This is a genomic window from Citrobacter sp. CK198 (assembly GCF_030333295.1).
Taxonomy (GTDB): domain Bacteria; phylum Pseudomonadota; class Gammaproteobacteria; order Enterobacterales; family Enterobacteriaceae; genus Citrobacter_B; species Citrobacter_B koseri.
This window is the reverse complement of sequence record NZ_JAOWGE010000030.1, coordinates 479,018-495,307: the sequence shown is the minus strand read 5'-3', so window position 1 is coordinate 495,307 and position 16,290 is coordinate 479,018. Positions and strand designations below refer to the sequence as shown.

13 protein-coding genes are annotated in these 16,290 nt (G+C 53.0%); 6 read left to right on the top strand and 7 right to left on the bottom strand.

The window, feature by feature from the left end; all coding sequences use genetic code 11:
- Positions 1–299: 299 nt before the first annotated feature.
- The gene (locus OGY62_RS11265) at positions 300–2,387 is read right to left on the bottom strand and encodes a TonB-dependent receptor (RefSeq protein ID WP_104869126.1); all 2,088 of its coding nucleotides are present in this window, start codon (positions 2,385–2,387) and stop codon (positions 300–302) included.
- Between the two features lie 247 nt (positions 2,388–2,634).
- On the opposite strand from OGY62_RS11265, the gene pphA reads away from it, so the two are divergent.
- Positions 2,635–3,297, top strand: a complete 663-nt coding sequence (pphA, locus tag OGY62_RS11260; RefSeq protein WP_047464032.1) for a protein-serine/threonine phosphatase — start codon at positions 2,635–2,637, stop codon at positions 3,295–3,297.
- Here the strand turns inward: pphA and OGY62_RS11255 are convergent, their stop codons facing one another.
- From OGY62_RS11255 to yebS, 5 genes are all read right to left on the bottom strand, one after another.
- Positions 3,298–3,489 carry a YdfD/YebW family protein gene (locus tag OGY62_RS11255; protein ID WP_012132031.1) on the bottom strand — a complete coding sequence of 64 codons (192 nt, stop codon included), beginning with the start codon at positions 3,487–3,489 and terminating at the stop codon, positions 3,298–3,300. It abuts the gene before it with no gap.
- Between the two features lie 102 nt (positions 3,490–3,591).
- On the bottom strand, positions 3,592–3,828 hold the full coding sequence (locus tag OGY62_RS11250) for a YebV family protein (RefSeq protein WP_024130262.1): 237 nt from the start codon (positions 3,826–3,828) through the stop codon (positions 3,592–3,594).
- Positions 3,829–3,944: 116 nt separating this feature from the next.
- Complete coding sequence (gene rsmF, locus OGY62_RS11245; RefSeq protein ID WP_286459889.1) at positions 3,945–5,384, bottom strand: 16S rRNA (cytosine(1407)-C(5))-methyltransferase RsmF; 1,440 nt, start codon at positions 5,382–5,384, stop codon at positions 3,945–3,947.
- A 76-nt stretch (positions 5,385–5,460) separates the two neighbouring features.
- Positions 5,461–8,094: a PqiB family protein gene (locus tag OGY62_RS11240; RefSeq protein WP_104868549.1), complete on the bottom strand. Its 2,634-nt coding sequence runs from the start codon at positions 8,092–8,094 to the stop codon at positions 5,461–5,463.
- Entirely contained in the window at positions 8,063–9,346 is a 1,284-nt protein-coding gene (gene yebS, locus OGY62_RS11235) for a membrane integrity lipid transport subunit YebS (RefSeq protein WP_024130263.1), read from the bottom strand. Before yebS ends, OGY62_RS11240 begins: the two co-directional genes overlap by 32 nt.
- Positions 9,347–9,475: 129 nt before the next feature.
- On the opposite strand from yebS, the gene msrC reads away from it, so the two are divergent.
- From msrC to htpX, 4 genes are all read left to right on the top strand, one after another.
- A complete protein-coding gene (gene msrC / locus OGY62_RS11230; protein WP_012132036.1) occupies positions 9,476–9,973 on the top strand; it encodes a free L-methionine (R)-S-oxide reductase MsrC in 498 nt (165 codons plus the stop codon).
- Positions 9,974–10,070: 97 nt separating this feature from the next.
- A complete protein-coding gene (gene proQ / locus OGY62_RS11225; protein ID WP_286459888.1) occupies positions 10,071–10,748 on the top strand; it encodes an RNA chaperone ProQ in 678 nt (225 codons plus the stop codon).
- A 19-nt stretch (positions 10,749–10,767) separates the two neighbouring features.
- The gene (gene prc / locus OGY62_RS11220) at positions 10,768–12,816 is read left to right on the top strand and encodes a carboxy terminal-processing peptidase (protein ID WP_012132038.1); all 2,049 of its coding nucleotides are present in this window, start codon (positions 10,768–10,770) and stop codon (positions 12,814–12,816) included.
- Between the two features lie 191 nt (positions 12,817–13,007).
- Positions 13,008–13,889: a protease HtpX gene (gene htpX, locus OGY62_RS11215; RefSeq protein ID WP_012132039.1), complete on the top strand. Its 882-nt coding sequence runs from the start codon at positions 13,008–13,010 to the stop codon at positions 13,887–13,889.
- A gap of 50 nt (positions 13,890–13,939) precedes the next feature.
- On the opposite strand, the gene OGY62_RS11210 is transcribed toward htpX, so the two are convergent.
- Complete coding sequence (locus tag OGY62_RS11210) at positions 13,940–15,313, bottom strand: MFS transporter (protein WP_047463223.1); 1,374 nt, start codon at positions 15,311–15,313, stop codon at positions 13,940–13,942.
- Positions 15,314–15,490: 177 nt separating this feature from the next.
- Here OGY62_RS11210 and kdgR point away from each other — a divergent pair, with 177 nt between their 5' ends.
- Positions 15,491–16,282, top strand: coding sequence for a DNA-binding transcriptional regulator KdgR (gene kdgR, locus OGY62_RS11205; protein WP_012132042.1), 792 nt, complete (start codon positions 15,491–15,493; stop codon positions 16,280–16,282).
- Positions 16,283–16,290: the final 8 nt, after the last annotated feature.

Genomic DNA, 16,290 nt, shown 5'->3' with positions numbered 1-16,290 from the left:
CATCAATGAAATTAACGGTGATGACGGCGAGGTTTCCTGGTTGTGAATTGCGTCGCAACAAAGAATGCCTCAGCGATATCACATTGAAGAGTGGGGTTGTTCAGTGACTATTCTCTATTTTTTAATGCCTTGAATCTTTTCAAGATGTGCGATAACGATAATCAGATTGATTTTATTGGGTAATTCATATTGTGAGGGTAGATATTTATTAATTAATATCCGTGTGTTTTTGGGCTGTTTATACTCACAAAAAGATAAGCAAGCGCCGCATACGGAGTGTATGGACGCTTGCTGTATTATTAGAACTGATAGTTTAAAGACATCCAGTAGTTGCGACCTGGAATAACGTATCCGGTCGTTGACTGCGCTGTCTGGAAATAATCGCCAGCATAGGTGCTGGAACGGCCAGATTGATATAATTTGACGTCGCTAAAGTCTTTATCCAGTACGTTATTGACGGCGGTATTCAGGGTTAAATCTTTAGTCAGTTTATAAGATAACCCCATATCCAGCACTGTCCATGCTTTTAGATTTGCGCCTTTGTCATCATACACTTTCTGCTGTACCGCACTGAGATTGTCATAGGTCTGAGTAAAGCGGGGCGCTTTACCGCGATAGCGGGCGCTTAGCCAGGCATTTAAATCATCTGTCGCCTGCCAGTTAACGCGGGCATTTGCCATATGTTTTGGTGTATAGCTGAGCGGTGCGCCTTTATTATCTCCATCTTTCTGTTTGCTCTGAGTATAGGTATAGTTGAGCGACAGACTCAAATTATCCAACCAGAGCGGGAACGATGTTGCAAATTCGACACCATCGGTACGCGCTTTTCCGCTATTGGTATAGCTACTGGTATTGTCATCAATCGAATAAGAAACAATTTTATTGCGATATTCAGTGTAGAATCCGGTTATATTGGCATTGAACCCATTGCCATTATCGTAATAAAGTCCGGTTTCATAACTGGTGCTTTCTTCAGGTTTTAAATCTGGATTACCGACGGTATTGATTGTTCCCTGACCAGAAACACCGCTGATGCCGTTATGTAACTGGCTAAGAGAAGGCGCTTTATAACCGGTTGTGATTCCCCCTTTGAGCGTCCATTCATCTGTCATATCCCAGACCAGATAGCCACGAGGACTGAAATGACCGCCGAATACGTCGTTATGTTCATAGCGACTCCCTACGGTAAGCGCCAGAGAATCCAGAATATGCCACTCATCTTCAAGGTAAGTCGCCCAGCTTTTTTGATGGAACTTTTCACCTGAACTGGCCAGAACGACGCCATCTTTCATTCGTGCGTCCCAGTATTCGCCACCCACCGTCAGTAAATGTGATTCTCCCAGCGGCGTGAGAAGCACCGAGTTGAGAATAACATTGGTATTTTTCAGTTCACGATCGTCACCCGCTCTCCAGGCTTGATCGGGCGTCAGAGCGGAGGAAACCAGCTGCCGTCCTTTGTTTTCTGTCTCATTCCAGTTAAGAGACGATTTCCATGTACCAAACGTTAAGGCGGTGTCATGTCCTAACGTCACTTTATTGCGCTCATAGCGGAGCGTTTTATCATATCCTCCCGTGAGGCTACCAAGCTGACCGTCGCTGTTATCATAACGCTGTCGGGATGTGTCGAGATCCATCCATAGCGTATTGTTTGCGCTGGCTTTCCAGTCAAATCTCGCGCCGATGTTGTAGTTTTGCGACTCAGTGGGATAAGGAACGCGTGTTTCTGCGGTGTCGCTCAGTGATGTAATGCTGGAGCCTTGTCGCTGGGTTGTGCTTCCACGAACCTGCATATCCAGCGAGCCAGGAATCAGGGGACCGCTTGACCAGAAATTTGCGGTTGTGCTGTTTCCCCACTTATTACTTTCCTGTAGGTTCACTCCCGTATTAATGGCCGTGCTCCACTTATCGGTGCTTTTTTTGGTAATAATATTCACCACGCCGCCAATGGCGTCTGACCCATAAAGTGTAGACATGGGCCCGCGTATAACCTCTATACGTTCAATGGCTGAAAGTGGAGGCATAAAACTGGTATTCATTGCAGAAAAGCCATTCGGTGTTACATCCGATGTTCCATTCTGACGAATACCGTCAATAAGAATAAGGGTATAACTGGCAGGCATCCCACGAATACTTATTTCAAGCCCCCCTGTTTTTCCGGTACTGCTTTCAACGTCCACTCCCTCAACGGCCCTGAGAGCATCGCCAAGATCATTATATTTATTGGTCTGTAATTCTTGTTGTGAAATAACAGAAACACTGGCTGCCGCATTGGTGATCTTTTTCTCGTATCCCGATGCGGTGACGACCATGACATCTTCTGCAAAAACATTAAAACTTGTGGCGCCCAGACAAGATAAGACAAGTGAAGCGAGAGGTTTAATACGCATTATCGAACTTCCTTTGTTAAAAAAAGCAAAGTCAATAAGATAATGCATGAAAATGATAATAAAAATAATTATCATTACACTTTTACATAAGTTGGCATTTATATGATTTTATTGAAATCAACAAGAATTATTGCAGGTTAAATTATTGCTATAAAAATAATTAATGGTCTCAGGAGAGGCGGCCTGCGACTGAAGATTTCCTGCTATGGTTAAGTATGTCAGGTTCATTTTTACTGATGGTGAACCAATGAAACAGCCGGAAAACGTCTATCAGAAAATTGAGGGGAGTCAGTGGCGGCATGTCTGGATTGTCGGCGACCTCCACGGCTGTTTTTCGCAGTTGATGGAGAAACTACGACAGTGTCGGTTTGATCCGTGGCAGGATCTGCTGGTGTCGGTGGGGGATGTGATCGACCGTGGGCCTGACAGCTTGCGGTGTCTGGAACTTCTGCACAAACGGTGGGTGGTTGCCGTCAGAGGGAATCACGAGCAGATGGCGTTAGACGCGCTGGCCGCCTCGCAGTTGTCGTTATGGTTTATGAACGGCGGCGACTGGTATGCCGCATTGTCGGCAAACCAGCAGCGCCTGGCGAGGAAAGCGCTCGACGACTGTCAGCGTTTACCCTGGATTCTGGAATTGCACTGCCAGAACGGCATGCATGTTGTGGCGCATGCTGATTATCCGCATCAGGTCTATGCCTGGCAAAAAGAGGTGGATTTACACCAGGTGCTATGGCGTCGTTCCCGGTTGAGCGAGCGGCATGCGGGTCAGGGAAACGGCATTGCCGGGGCCGATCACTTCTGGTTTGGTCATACGCCGCTGCGTCATCGCGTTGATATCGATAATTTGCACTATATTGATACCGGCGCGGTATTTGGCGGGGAACTAACGTTGGTTCAACTTCAGTAATTAAAAATCACTGTACTGGCGAGCGGGTAGCCAGAAACCGTCAATAAAGTCTTCGACCGGAAAACAGCCACCGTGACGAATCCGCTGGTCGTCCATCGAATACAGGCACTGCTGCTCAGTATTGTAGATATCCACCACAATGTCCTCACAGCCGCCGTCCAGGTAGCAAACAAAAAGTACCAGTGCGAACATTCCATCCTCAAATTGTCCTGCCGTATCGATAGTGTAGGAGAGGTTGTCGCAAGGGGGAAAGGGTGAAATAAATAACCCGTCTGGCGACGGGTTCTTTTTGAGTCAGGCAAGACGCATGACCCAGGCATCGGACTTACGATCGTAACGGGTGCGGAATAGAACAGAGTGCTCTCCGTTTAAAATGGCGGGAATGCTGGTTTCATCATCCCAGGCATCCAGTTGCATACATAAATCTGGGTCGGATTTACAGGGAATGCTTAACGTTCGGTCCCCCGGCGATTCGCCATGTAACTCGGCATCGTCGATTTCAAAAGCGCCAATGCGCACACTGGTTTTCATCATCGTGCTCTCCGTTAGTTCGCTGATTGTGGTACGACCAGTTTGATCGCCCAAATTTCAGCGTAGCCAACTTCAGCAAAAGCGCCAGTAAAAAAGTGCGCTATTTTTGACCGCTTTCAGTCGTTACCAGTAAAGAGTTTGCCATCGCGAACCAGTTCACGTGGATAACTGTTCTTCAACCGGGAACCAATCCGTTTCGCCAGCCCAATGGGCTGATGCTGGAATGTGACCAGCACATCATCGGCAGACGGCGCGGTTTGCGGGTAGACATCCCGCCCCCGATACCACTCTTCCGCCTCCTGATGAGACAGCTCGAATGCGTTGGCATGATGTGGATCGGCGAGGGCGATCACCGCTTCATGCTGCCAGCGATAACCTTTATTATGGCTTTCCGCCAGTTTTATACCCAGGCGGGAAAAGCGGACTTTTCCGATCAGCGCTTCAATCTCTGCCGGGAATAACCACACCTCTTTATCTCGCTGCCAGAGGTGCAGGTTTTCTCCCCACTGAAGTCCACTGGCGTTAGCCGCCTGAGTGATTTGCGTCGCCTCACGCCCCTTCATCGGCGCGAACGGAAACTTGCCGACCTTATAGCCAGGCGCGGGAAGCGGGGGAATGGCTGCGGTTTTACGCAAACGGGCGACAAAGAAACCTTCGCAGTCGTAAATCTGCGGGAAAACGTGTAAAAAACCCTCTGCCGTCAGCGCGCGCTCCGCCTCCGGGAACAGATCGCCTAAAGGCAAAAATTCAACCGCTTCCGGGTAGGTCTCTTTCAGCCACAAGCAGACGGACTCATTCTCCTCGCGATTTAGCGTGCAGGTGGAGTAGACCAGCGTACCGCCAGGGCGCAGCGCGTGAAATGCGCTGTCGATTAGTTCCCGCTGTGTGGCGGCAATATCCAGGTTGCTTTCGACAGACCAGTTTTTAAGCGCGTCGGGATCTTTGCGCACCACGCCTTCACCTGAACAGGGCGCGTCCAGCAAGATAGCGTCGAATGTCTCCGGGAGCGCGGCGCCGAAGACGCGGCCATCAAAATGGGTCAGGGCAACATTACTGATCCCACAGCGGCTGATGTTGGCGTGCAGCACTTTGACCCGGCTGGCGGAGAATTCATTCGCCAGAATGGCGCCCTGATTATTCATCCGCGCGGCGATCTGGGTGGTTTTCGAACCCGGCGCGGCAGCAACATCCATAATACGTTCCGGCGTATTCCCTTCAGCAAACAGCGCGGCGACCGGCAACATTGAGCTGGCTTCCTGAATATAAAACAGGCCGCTCAGATGTTCGGCGGTGCTGCCCAGCGGTAACGATTCGTCATCATCGCGTTCGATCCAGAAACCTTCCTCGCACCAGGGAACAGGCGTCAGCGACCAGCCATAGGGTGCCGTCAGGGCAAGAAAGTCGGTCACAGAAATTTTTAGCGTATTCACGCGAATGCTGCGACGTAACGGGCGCTGGCAGGCGGCGAGGAAATCGTCAAAAGAGAGTGTCGAAGGCATTGCTTCGCGCATTTGCGTCAGAAAGGCATCAGGGAAATAAACAGCGTGTTGAGCCACTTGGGTACCACCGGCAATAAAACAGGCGCGCAGTGTAGCATAAATGCTCCGGCGCGAGCACGCCGGAGCGGGGGAGTTAACGTGGCAGGGCGGTGCCCCATTCGCGCCACTCTTTCGGTTCGCTTTCCAGCAGCAGGAAGTGTTTACCCGCCTGCGCTTTCGGCGCCAGCGGCGTCCCTGGCGGGGTTGCAAACGCGATGCCGCCGCGAATGAATTGATTGAAGGTGCCGGTTTTCACCACGCCGCCGGTCAGGCCAAAGTCCAGACTGTAGCCGGAGGCCAGCCAGAAGACGGAGTTATTACGCACCAGATGCTGATAACGCTGGCTGATGCGCATGGCAATCATCACGCGGTCAGACAGCGAACCCAACGTCATGCCCGTTACCGTGCCCACTTCGATACCTCTGAACAGCACTGGCGTGCCGATGTTCAGCGAACCTGCCTCAGGAGCTTCCACGACGATGCTCAGACCATCGAGATAGCGCGAGTCGGAAATGGTTGCTTCCTGCAATTCGAAATCACGACGCGGATTGCCGCGTCCGGGCTCCACGTTAATGTAGGGCTGCAAAATCGTATCGAGATGCTCCACGCCCGCGGCGGAGATTTGCGGCGTGATCACCGAGAAACGCGTACCGCTTCGGGCAAAGGTCTGGACATACTCCGGGTAGAGCACCGCTTTCGCCTGAACCTCATTGCGCGCGGTAATCAGCTCCAACGTCTGGATCTGGCCGATGTCGATGCCGAGATAACGAATCGGCATACCCGCCGCGAGTTTACCGGCGTCAAAGGCGTGCAGGGTGATTTGCCCACCCACCGCGCGGGCGGCAGTTTCCGAGGCGTAGAGTATTCGTTTGTCGCCTTTACGCTGGCTGGCGCTTGCGCCGCTCAGGTTATCGAAACTGATAGCGCCTTTCAGCGCACGCGACAGGGGAGAGGCCTGCACGGTCAGGCCGCTGCCGTTAAGCTGTACCTTCGCCCCGCCTTCCGCCCAGAATACGCTGTTGCTGGTTAACAGGTTGCGGTATTCCGGTTTGATATGCAGATCGATATCAAAGGCGTTAGCGCGTGGGCGCACGGTGATCACTTCACCTACCTCAAACTTACGGTACAGCACCACTGACCCCGTTTGTACATCCGGGAGCGTTTCAGCAGTGAGGCTCACCGTGGTCGTGGGGAGGTCGCTGAGGCTGTTTTCCACGGCCTTTTCCAGATTGGCGTACAGCGGGTAGCTGGATTTCATTTCGCCTTTTGTGCCGGGCAAAATACGAATGCCGCCGCTCACCCACTCGCTGGCGCTGGCGCCGAGAAACTCCACGCCGTCGAGACCGACTTTGATATCCACGCGACTGTTGACGACAAATTTGCTGTCACCCTGAATCAGGGCGCGATGTTGCGGATCGATAGCCACCGTGAACGCAACGCCTTTACTGGATAACTTACGTTCAATGACCTGGCCCACCTGCACGCCATGCAGAACCAGCGGTTGACCGGCGTCGATACCGTAGCTTTCCGGGGCGGTCAGGGTTAACGTCAGCGCATTTGGTTCATGGAGCAGGGCTTCTTCGCCAGGCACCACGACGAATTCACTGCGCGGTTCGCCTTCGCCTGGCACCAGTTCAAACGTTTTGCCGGTCAAAAGCGAACTGATACTGGCATCGCTCAGCGACAGCTTTGGACTGCGCAGCTCAATACGCGTCTTATCACGCAGGAGTGTTACCACGCTGGGGTCAACCGTCATTTCGCCCGTGACTTTCCCGCCGGGGTTGAGCGTTAATTTGGTGAGTTCGCCCACTTCAAGCCCCTGATACATCAGCGGCGTGGAGTCGGCTTTCAGGCCGTCGCCGCTGGGAAGTTCAAGTTTGACGATGACGCCGCGTTGGCTATGGGCTAAATCTTCATAGAGGCCAAATGCGTCATCTGCGGTTGCAGGCTGCGAATCGTCGGGCGAGTCAAACGCGATTGCGCCATTTACCAGCGCTGCCAGGCTCTCCAGCTTCACCTTCGCGCCGCTAAGGCTGACATCCGCATTGACGCCGGAGACATTCCAGAAACGGCTGCCTTTTTTCACCAGGCTGGTGAACCGACGCTCAATCAGTACGTCAATGGTGACGCCCTGTTTGTTGGGATTGATGGCATAGTCGTATACCCGACCCACCGGAATTTTGCGGAAATAGACCAGCGACCCGCTGTTAAGAGAGCCGAGGTCAGGCGCGTGAAGATGGATCATCAGGTCGCCGTTGTCCAGACGGTATTTCGGCTGGGTATCAAGCGCGACAAAGTGATCTTTCTCGGCCCCTTTGCCGGGCATCATGCCGATATAGTTCCCGCCGACCAGCGCGTCCAGACCCGAAACGCCCGCCAGCGACGCTTTTGGCGTCACCAGCCAGAACTGGGTCTCCTCGCGCAAGGCATCTTTCATGTTTGACTTAATACTGACGCGCACTTCTATCTTGCGCAGGTCTTTACTCAGGCTGATGTCCTGCACCGTACCCACTTCAACGCCCTGGTAGCGTACAGGCGTCCGCCCCGGAACAATGCCATCCGCCGACATAAAGTCGATCGTCACGGTGTTGCCGCGATCTTCATAACTTCCCCAAATCAGCCAGCCTGCGATCATCAACGCGATAAACGGCAGCAGCCAGAAAGGGGAAATACGACGTTTTGTTTTTATCTGCGCTTCAGTCGGCGAAGCAGGCGTTTCCTGACTCATGTGCATCCCAAAGTAAGCGGCTATCCAGCCATTCCACTGCAAGAATAGTCAATATTACCGCTGCGCCGAAATAAAACGCAGCCGGTCCCATAGTAAAAGCGAGTATCTGATCGCGATTAATCAGCGACATCGTTAACGAAATAACAAAGAGATCCAGCATGGACCAACGGCCGATCCAGGTCACCATCCGTAGCAACAGGATGCGCGTACGCAGCCCTTGCTCACATTTGAAATGGATGCTGAGCAGCAGTGTAAACATCACAATAACTTTGGTAAATGGCACCAGAATACTGGCGATAAAGACCACGGCCGCCACGGCGATATTGCTGTTCGCCAGTGACATAATGCCCGACAAAATCGTGTCCTCCTGACGCCCGCCATTCACGTAAATAATGGATATCGGCATCAGGTTTGCGGGCAGCAGCAGGACGACAGAGGCCAGTAGCGCCGCCCAGCATTTCTGTATGCTTTGATTTCTGCGCAGACGTAGCGGGATATGGCAACGGGGGCAACGTCCCCGTGAGTCAGGATAACCGGTGAAGTGGCATCCGAGACAGACGCGAAGTTTTTCGTCCGGGCGTCGGGCGGGGCGTTGTGGGTAAAAGCGCTCCCAGAGTTGCTCTACATTGAGATGCGACAGCGTCAGAATACTGAGGATCACCAGCGCCACAAAGGCGTAAAGCCCCAGGCCGGGTTGCAGGAAGGCGTAATCCTGCACTTTGATCGAGGCGACCCCAATGCCGACCAGATAAATGTCGAGCATCACCCACTCTTTGAGCCTCTCCAGCATCAGCAATACCGGACGCAGATTCATGCCGAGAATATTACCGAACCATAGATAAGCGATGGCGGTGACCAGAATTAACGGCGCGCCTGCCACGCAAAAGAGCACCATGGCGGCCGTAAGCGGATCGCCTTGCCTGGTCATCTGCCAGATGCCCTGCATCACGTTGGCGTCAATACGCACCCCTAACAGCCAGATACGCAATAGCGGCTCGCCCCAGGCAAAGGGCATCAGCAGCAGCATCGTAACGGCCAGCGCCGCCAGACGCGTCAGCGACCAGTCGCGTCCATCGCGAATTTTGGCCTGGCAACGCGGGCAATATGCGCTCTGGTGCGATTGCATTTTCGGCAGGCTAAACAGCATGTCGCATTGGGGACAGCGCTGATAATGGGCGCGGGGCAACGCTTCACTGATAGACCAGACCGTTATTCTCTTTGTTGGCGTGAGTCGCGGGGTGTTCAGGGCCATGTATCGTGAATCAAAGTGTTAGATTAATGTAATCTTAACTCATGACGGGAATGATCTTGAGCATTAACGCATTTAATGCTTATTTTAATAGGCTGTAGTTTTAGAGTAAGACAACTAAGTGACTATATAATGAGCAAAACAGAGCTATACGCGGATCTTAACCGCGACTTTCAGGCAGTAATGGCAGGTGAAACCAGTTTTCTCGCTACCCTGGCAAATACCAGCGCGCTGCTGTTTGAGCGCCTTTCGGGCGTCAACTGGGCGGGGTTCTATCTGCTGGAAAACGACACGCTGGTGCTGGGGCCGTTCCAGGGGAAACTCGCCTGTGTGCGGATCCCGGTTGGACGCGGCGTCTGTGGTACGGCGGTCGCGCAGAACCAGGTGCAGCGCATCGAGGACGTTCATGCGTTTGACGGACACATCGCCTGCGATAGCGCCAGCAATGCGGAAATTGTGCTGCCTCTGACGGTAGACAATCAGATAATCGGCGTGCTGGACATTGATAGCACGGTATTTGGCCGCTTTACCGAAGAGGATGAGCAAGGCCTGCGTGAGCTTGTTGCGCGGCTTGAAACCGTGCTTGCAACGACGGATTACAAAAAATTCTTTGCGACCGTTGCAGGATAATCAACGGATAACGTAGCAATTACTGATGGCGTCATTATAATGACGCCTGTTCATGCCTGCGGCTTGTTGGCTACGTCCGTTGTAATCAGGAAATTTCATGGAAAATCAACCTAAGTTGAATAGCAGTAAAGAAGTTATCGCGTTTCTGGCCGAACGTTTTCCACAGTGTTTTAGTGCGGAAGGCGAAGCGCGCCCGCTGAAAATTGGCATTTTTCAGGATCTGGTAGAGCGTGTTGAGGGCGAAATGAACCTCAGCAAGACACAACTTCGTTCCGCTTTACGTCTTTATACTTCAAGCTGGCGTTACCTGTACGGCGTTAAGCCGGGCGCAACGCGTGTCGATCTCGACGGCAACCCTTGCGGTGAGCTGGATGAGCAGCACGTTGAACATGCGCGTAAGCAGCTTGAAGAAGCGAAAGCACGCGTCCAGGCGCAACGTGCGGAACAGCAGGCGAAAAAACGCGAAGCTGCCGCTGCGGCAGGCGAAAAAGAAGACGCTCCGCGCCGTGAGCGTAAACCGCGTCCTGCGCCACGTCGTAAAGAGACGACTCCGCGTACTCCTCGCGCTGAAAAACCGGCGGCTAAAGCACCACGCGAAGAACAGCATACCCCGGTGTCTGATATTTCAGCGCTGACGGTAGGGCAGTCACTGAAGGTGAAAGCAGGCAACAATGCGATGGATGCCACCGTATTAGAAGTCACCAAAGATGGCGTCCGTGTGCAGCTGAATTCGGGTATGTCTTTGATTGTACGCGCAGAACACCTGGTGTTCTGAAACGGAGGCCAGGCCTGGCATGAACACTTTTTTTAGGCTTACCGCGTTAGCTGGCTTGCTTGCAATAGCAGGCCAGTCCTTCGCCGTCGATGACATTACGCGCGCCGATCAAATTCCCGTTCTGAAGGAAGAAACGCAGCATGCGACCGTGAGTGAGCGCGTGACTTCGCGCTTTACACGTTCCCACTATCGTCAGTTCAACCTGGATCAGGCGTTTTCGGCAAAGATTTTCGATCGCTATCTTAATCTGCTCGACTACAGCCACAATGTGCTGCTGGCGAGTGATGTGGAGCAGTTTGCGAAAAGCAAAACTGTCCTCGGCGATGAGCTGCGTACAGGAAAACTGGATGTTTTCTATGACCTCTATAACCTGGCGCAAAAACGCCGTTTCGAACGTTATCAGTACGCGTTAAGCGTACTGGAACGCCCGATGGATTTCACCGGTAACGACACGTTTAACCTTGACCGCAGCAAAGCGCCCTGGCCGAAAAATGAGGCTGAGCTGAACGCGTTGTGGGATGGCAAGGTGAAATTCGACGAACTTAGCCTGAAGCTGACGGGCAAGAACGATAAAGAAATTCGCGAAACGCTGACGCGTCGTTACAAATCTGCGATTCGCCGTCTGGCGCAAACCAACAGTGAAGATGTGTTCTCACTGGCGATGACCGCATTTGCGCGCGAAATCGACCCGCATACCAACTACCTTTCTCCGCGAAATACCGAACAGTTCAATACTGAAATGAGCCTGTCTCTGGAAGGTATTGGCGCGGTTTTGCAAATGGACGATGACTACACGGTCATCAACTCGATGGTTGCCGGCGGCCCGGCGGCGAAAAGCAAGGCGATAAGCGTAGGCGATCGCATTGTAGGCGTAGGCCAGACGGGGAAAGGAATGGTTGATGTGATCGGCTGGCGTCTTGATGACGTGGTGGCGCTGATCAAAGGGCCGAAAGGCAGCAAAGTTCGTCTTGAAATTCTGCCTGCCGGTAAGGGCACGAAAACGCGAACCATTACGCTGACGCGCGAACGCATTCGTCTTGAAGACCGCGCCGTTAAAATGACGGTGAAAACGGTCGGTAAAGAGAAAGTCGGCGTGCTGGATATTCCGGGGTTCTATGTGGGGCTGACGGATGACGTCAAAGTCCAGCTACAGAAACTGGAAAAACAGAACGTGAGCAGCATTGTTATCGATCTGCGCACCAACGGCGGCGGCGCGCTGACCGAAGCGGTTTCGCTGTCCGGTCTGTTTATCCCGTCTGGCCCGGTTGTTCAGGTTCGTGACAACAACGGTAAAGTGCGTGAAGACGCCGATACCGATGGCGTGGTGTATTACAAAGGCCCGCTGGTGGTACTGGTCGATCGCTTCAGCGCATCCGCGTCGGAGATTTTTGCCGCGGCGATGCAGGATTACGGTCGCGCATTGATTGTCGGTGAACCGACTTTCGGTAAAGGCACCGTACAGCAGTACCGCTCTCTGAACCGTATTTATGATCAGATGCTGCGTCCTGAATGGCCTGCGCTGGGCTCCGTGCAGTACACCATTCAGAAATTCTACCGTGTTAACGGCGGCAGCACGCAGCGTAAAGGCGTCACGCCGGATATCGTCATGCCGACGGGGAATGAAGAGACGGAAACCGGCGAGAAGTTTGAAGACAACGCCTTGCCGTGGGACAGCATTGATGCGGCAACGTACGTGAAGTCAGATGATTTAACGCCGTTTGGCCCGGAACTGCTGAAAGAGCATAACGCGCGTATCGCGAACGATCCTGAGTTCCAGTACATCCTGAAGGACATTGCCCGTTTTAACGCGATGAAAGATAAGCGCAATATCGCTTCTCTCAATTTCGCCCAGCGCGAAAAAGAGAATAATGAAGACGATGCCCTGCGTCTGGCGCGTATCAACGATCGGTTTAAACGTGAAGGCAAGCCGCTTCTGAAGAAACTGGACGATCTGCCGAAGGATTATAAAGAGCCGGATCCGTATCTGGATGAAACGGTACGGATAGCGCTGGATCTGGCGCATCTTGAGAAAGAGAAGCCCGCGGAGCAACCCGCAACCAGCAAATAGCGTCAAGCAGGCACAAGAAATTGTGCCTGTTTTTTTAACAAGCGCATGAAGCCGTCAGTCTTATGCAACAAAATGTAAAGTTGTGTCTTTCTGGTGACTTACCGCCCGCAGATGCTTGAAAATAGCCACAAGACCCATACGATGTGGGTATCGCATAGTGCGTTTTGTTAAGTTGAGGTTAAAAGAAAATTATGATGCGAATCGCGCTCTTCCTGCTGACGAACCTGGCCGTGATGGTCGTTTTCGGGCTGGTGCTGAGCCTGACAGGGATACAGTCAAGCAGCGTACAAGGCTTGCTGATTATGGCGCTGCTGTTTGGTTTTGGTGGTTCCTTCATTTCGCTGCTGATGTCCAAATGGATGGCGTTAAAGTCCGTGGGTGGGGAAGTCATTGAGCAACCGCGTAATGAAAGAGAACGCTGGCTGATGAACACGGTGGCGACGCAGGCGCGTCAGGCCGGAATCGCTATGCCGCAGGTGGCTATCTATCATGCGCCGGATATCAACGCGTTTGCGACCGGCGCGCGCCGTGATGCGTCGCTGGTTGCGGTGAGCACCGGCTTGCTGCAAAACATGAGCCCGGATGAAGCCGAAGCCGTTATCGCGCATGAGATCAGCCACATCGCTAACGGCGATATGGTCACCATGACGCTGATTCAGGGGGTTGTGAACACCTTTGTGATCTTCATCTCGCGTATTATCGCGCAGATCGCCGCGGGCTTCCTTGGTGGAAACCGTGATGAGGGTGAAAGCAGCAACGGCAACCCAATGATCTATTTCGCGGTGGCGATGGTTCTTGAACTGGTGTTCGGGATACTGGCAAGCATTATCACCATGTGGTTCTCACGTCACCGTGAATTCCATGCGGACGCCGGTTCTGCGAAGCTTGTCGGACGTGAAAAGATGATTGCCGCGTTGCAGCGCCTGAAAACCAGCTATGAGCCGCAGGAAGCCAACAGCATGATGGCGTTCTGCATCAACGGCAAGTCGAAGTCACTGAGCGAGTTGTTCATGACTCACCCGCCGTTGGATAAGCGTATTGAAGCGCTGCGTAGCGGCGAGTACCTGAAGTAAGGCGGTATGCCTGGCATTCTAAAAAAGCGCATCATCTGATGCGCTTTTTTTTACGCCACGGAGCGGGGTTGAGTGATGCGCAACCCGCTGATAATGGCGGCTACGGTCGCCAGGATGCCCGCCGTCATCAGGGAAATATGCGTACCGTTGTCCGCAAACTGATTCAACATGAGCGCAACCAGCGCTGCGCCGGTACTCTGGCCCAGAAGACGCGCCGTGCCCAGCATCCCGCTGGCCCCTCCGCTGCGATCGCGTGGCGCAGAGGTGATAATCGTGTGGTTATTGGGCGACTGGAATAAGCCAAAACCGGCTCCGCAAAGGATCATCGGCCAGATGATACTGATATCTGACGGCGAGGCTGGCAGCAGCATCAGCGCAAAAAGTCCTGTGGCCATAATTATCAGTCCTGACGCGCCCAGCAGCCCGGCATGAACCCGTTCAATTAAGTAGCCCGCCAGCGGCGCCATCACCATTGTCGCCAGCGGCCAGGGCGTCAGCAATAACCCGGTCTCGACTTCGCTACGCCCCAATACCGTTTGCAGATAGAAGGGAAGGGAAACCATCGCCAGCATCTGCGCGCAGAAAGAGCAAATACTGGTGCAGATCGACAGAGAAAAGAGCGGAATACGCAGTAAGTCAATCGGTAACAAAGGCACCGGGAGTGAGAGCTGGCGGCGAATGAAGAAGAAACCGACGACAAGCATAACCGCCAGTTCTGCGCCAATCAGCGTTAAAGGTTGCCCCTGTGCGAATCCGCTGAGAGCGGTGATCAGCAAGCCGAAGGTTAAGGCGTTCATCACTGCGCTGGGCAAGTCGAAGCGCGGTTTGGCGCTGCGAGCGCTGTTTGGGGGTAAGAAACGCATAGCCAGCAGTAATGCGATAATGCCTAACGGAACGTTAATCAGGAACAGCCATTTCCATGACGCTATCGACAGGATTGCTGCCGCAATGGTCGGCCCCGCAGCCGAAGACACCGCGACAATGAAGGAGTTGATGCCCATTCCGCGCCCAAGGTGGCGTTGCGGATAGATAAGCCGGATCAGCGCCGTGTTCACGCTCATCAGCGCGGCGCCGCCAAACCCCTGCGCGACGCGCGCAAGCGTCAGCATTTCCAGGGAGTCCGACAGCGCGCAGAACAGCGACGAAAACAGGAAAATGACCAGGCCGTATTTATAGATGCGTCGATAGCCGAACATGTCTCCCAGAAATGAGAGCGATAAGAGAGAAACCACGATCGCGATTTGGTAGGCGTTAACAACCCAGATCGACCGGGCGGCGGACGCCTGGAGATCGGTTGCAATGGTAGGGAGCGCGACATTCGCGATTGCGCCATCCAGCACGGCCATCGAGATACCAATAATGATGGTTAAAATGGCGCCGTAACGCTGGGGTAATGGCAGGCCATCGGCCTGGATTTTGTCCATAGAGAGTCAATGTCTTTCGGGGGATTATGATCAGAGTAATGATTTTAGCATTGATATCGCGGGGTTATGTCGCAGATTTGTAACTAAGTAAGCAAAGATGGATTGCGACCGCCATGACGTGAAATTATAATAAAAACCGGTTCTGATTTTTATAAAACACTCGCAATGAGGTGATAAATGGCTATCGCAGATCTGGATAAACAACCTGATTCTGTTTCTTCTGTGCTGAAGGTTTTTGGCATTCTGCAAGCGCTGGGTGAAGAGCGCGAAATAGGGATCACCGAGCTGTCGCAACGTGTCATGATGTCAAAAAGCACCGTTTATCGCTTTTTACAAACGATGAAAACGCTGGGTTATGTCGCGCAGGAAGGTGAATCTGAAAAATATTCGCTGACCCTGAAATTGTTTGAGCTGGGCGCCCGTGCGCTGCAAAACGTTGATCTGATCCGTAGCGCTGATATTCAGATGCGTGAAATTTCCCGCCTGACCAAAGAGACAATTCACCTCGGTGCGCTGGATGAAGACAGCATTGTCTACATTCATAAAATCGACTCCATGTACAATTTGCGCATGTATTCCCGCATTGGCCGCCGTAACCCGCTGTACAGCACCGCAATCGGTAAAGTGCTGCTGGCATGGCGCGACCGTGATGAAGTCAAACAGATACTGGATGGCGTGGAGTACAAGCGTAGCACCGCGCGCACGATTACCAGCACCGAGGCGTTACTGCCGATGCTGGATCAGGTGCGCGAGCAGGGGTATGGCGAAGATAACGAAGAGCAGGAAGAAGGTCTGCGCTGTATTGGCGTGCCGGTGTTCGACCGTTTTGGCGTGGTGATCGCCGGTCTGAGCATTTCGTTCCCGACGCTGCGTTTCTCTGAAGAACGTCTGCATGAGTATGTCGCTATGCTGCACACGGCAGCGCGTAAAATCTCTGAGCAGATGGGTTACAACGACTATCCATTCTGAGGTGAGCG

Excerpts from the sequence above, each read along its gene's own strand:
- OGY62_RS11240 (WP_104868549.1), bottom strand. The coding sequence starts at position 8,094 with ATGAGTCAGGAAACGCCTGCTTCGCCGACTGAAGCGCAGATAAAAACA.
- yebS (WP_024130263.1), bottom strand. The coding sequence starts at position 9,346 with ATGGCCCTGAACACCCCGCGACTCACGCCAACAAAGAGAATAACGGTC.
- OGY62_RS11210 (WP_047463223.1), bottom strand. The coding sequence starts at position 15,313 with ATGGACAAAATCCAGGCCGATGGCCTGCCATTACCCCAGCGTTACGGC.
- htpX (WP_012132039.1), top strand. The coding sequence starts at position 13,008 with ATGATGCGAATCGCGCTCTTCCTGCTGACGAACCTGGCCGTGATGGTC.
- OGY62_RS11250 (WP_024130262.1), bottom strand. The coding sequence starts at position 3,828 with ATGAAAACCAGTGTGCGCATTGGCGCTTTTGAAATCGACGATGCCGAG.
- OGY62_RS11265 (WP_104869126.1), bottom strand. The coding sequence starts at position 2,387 with ATGCGTATTAAACCTCTCGCTTCACTTGTCTTATCTTGTCTGGGCGCC.
- OGY62_RS11255 (WP_012132031.1), bottom strand. The coding sequence starts at position 3,489 with ATGTTCGCACTGGTACTTTTTGTTTGCTACCTGGACGGCGGCTGTGAG.
- prc (WP_012132038.1), top strand. The coding sequence starts at position 10,768 with ATGAACACTTTTTTTAGGCTTACCGCGTTAGCTGGCTTGCTTGCAATA.
- proQ (WP_286459888.1), top strand. The coding sequence starts at position 10,071 with ATGGAAAATCAACCTAAGTTGAATAGCAGTAAAGAAGTTATCGCGTTT.
- pphA (WP_047464032.1), top strand. The coding sequence starts at position 2,635 with ATGAAACAGCCGGAAAACGTCTATCAGAAAATTGAGGGGAGTCAGTGG.
- msrC (WP_012132036.1), top strand. The coding sequence starts at position 9,476 with ATGAGCAAAACAGAGCTATACGCGGATCTTAACCGCGACTTTCAGGCA.
- kdgR (WP_012132042.1), top strand. The coding sequence starts at position 15,491 with ATGGCTATCGCAGATCTGGATAAACAACCTGATTCTGTTTCTTCTGTG.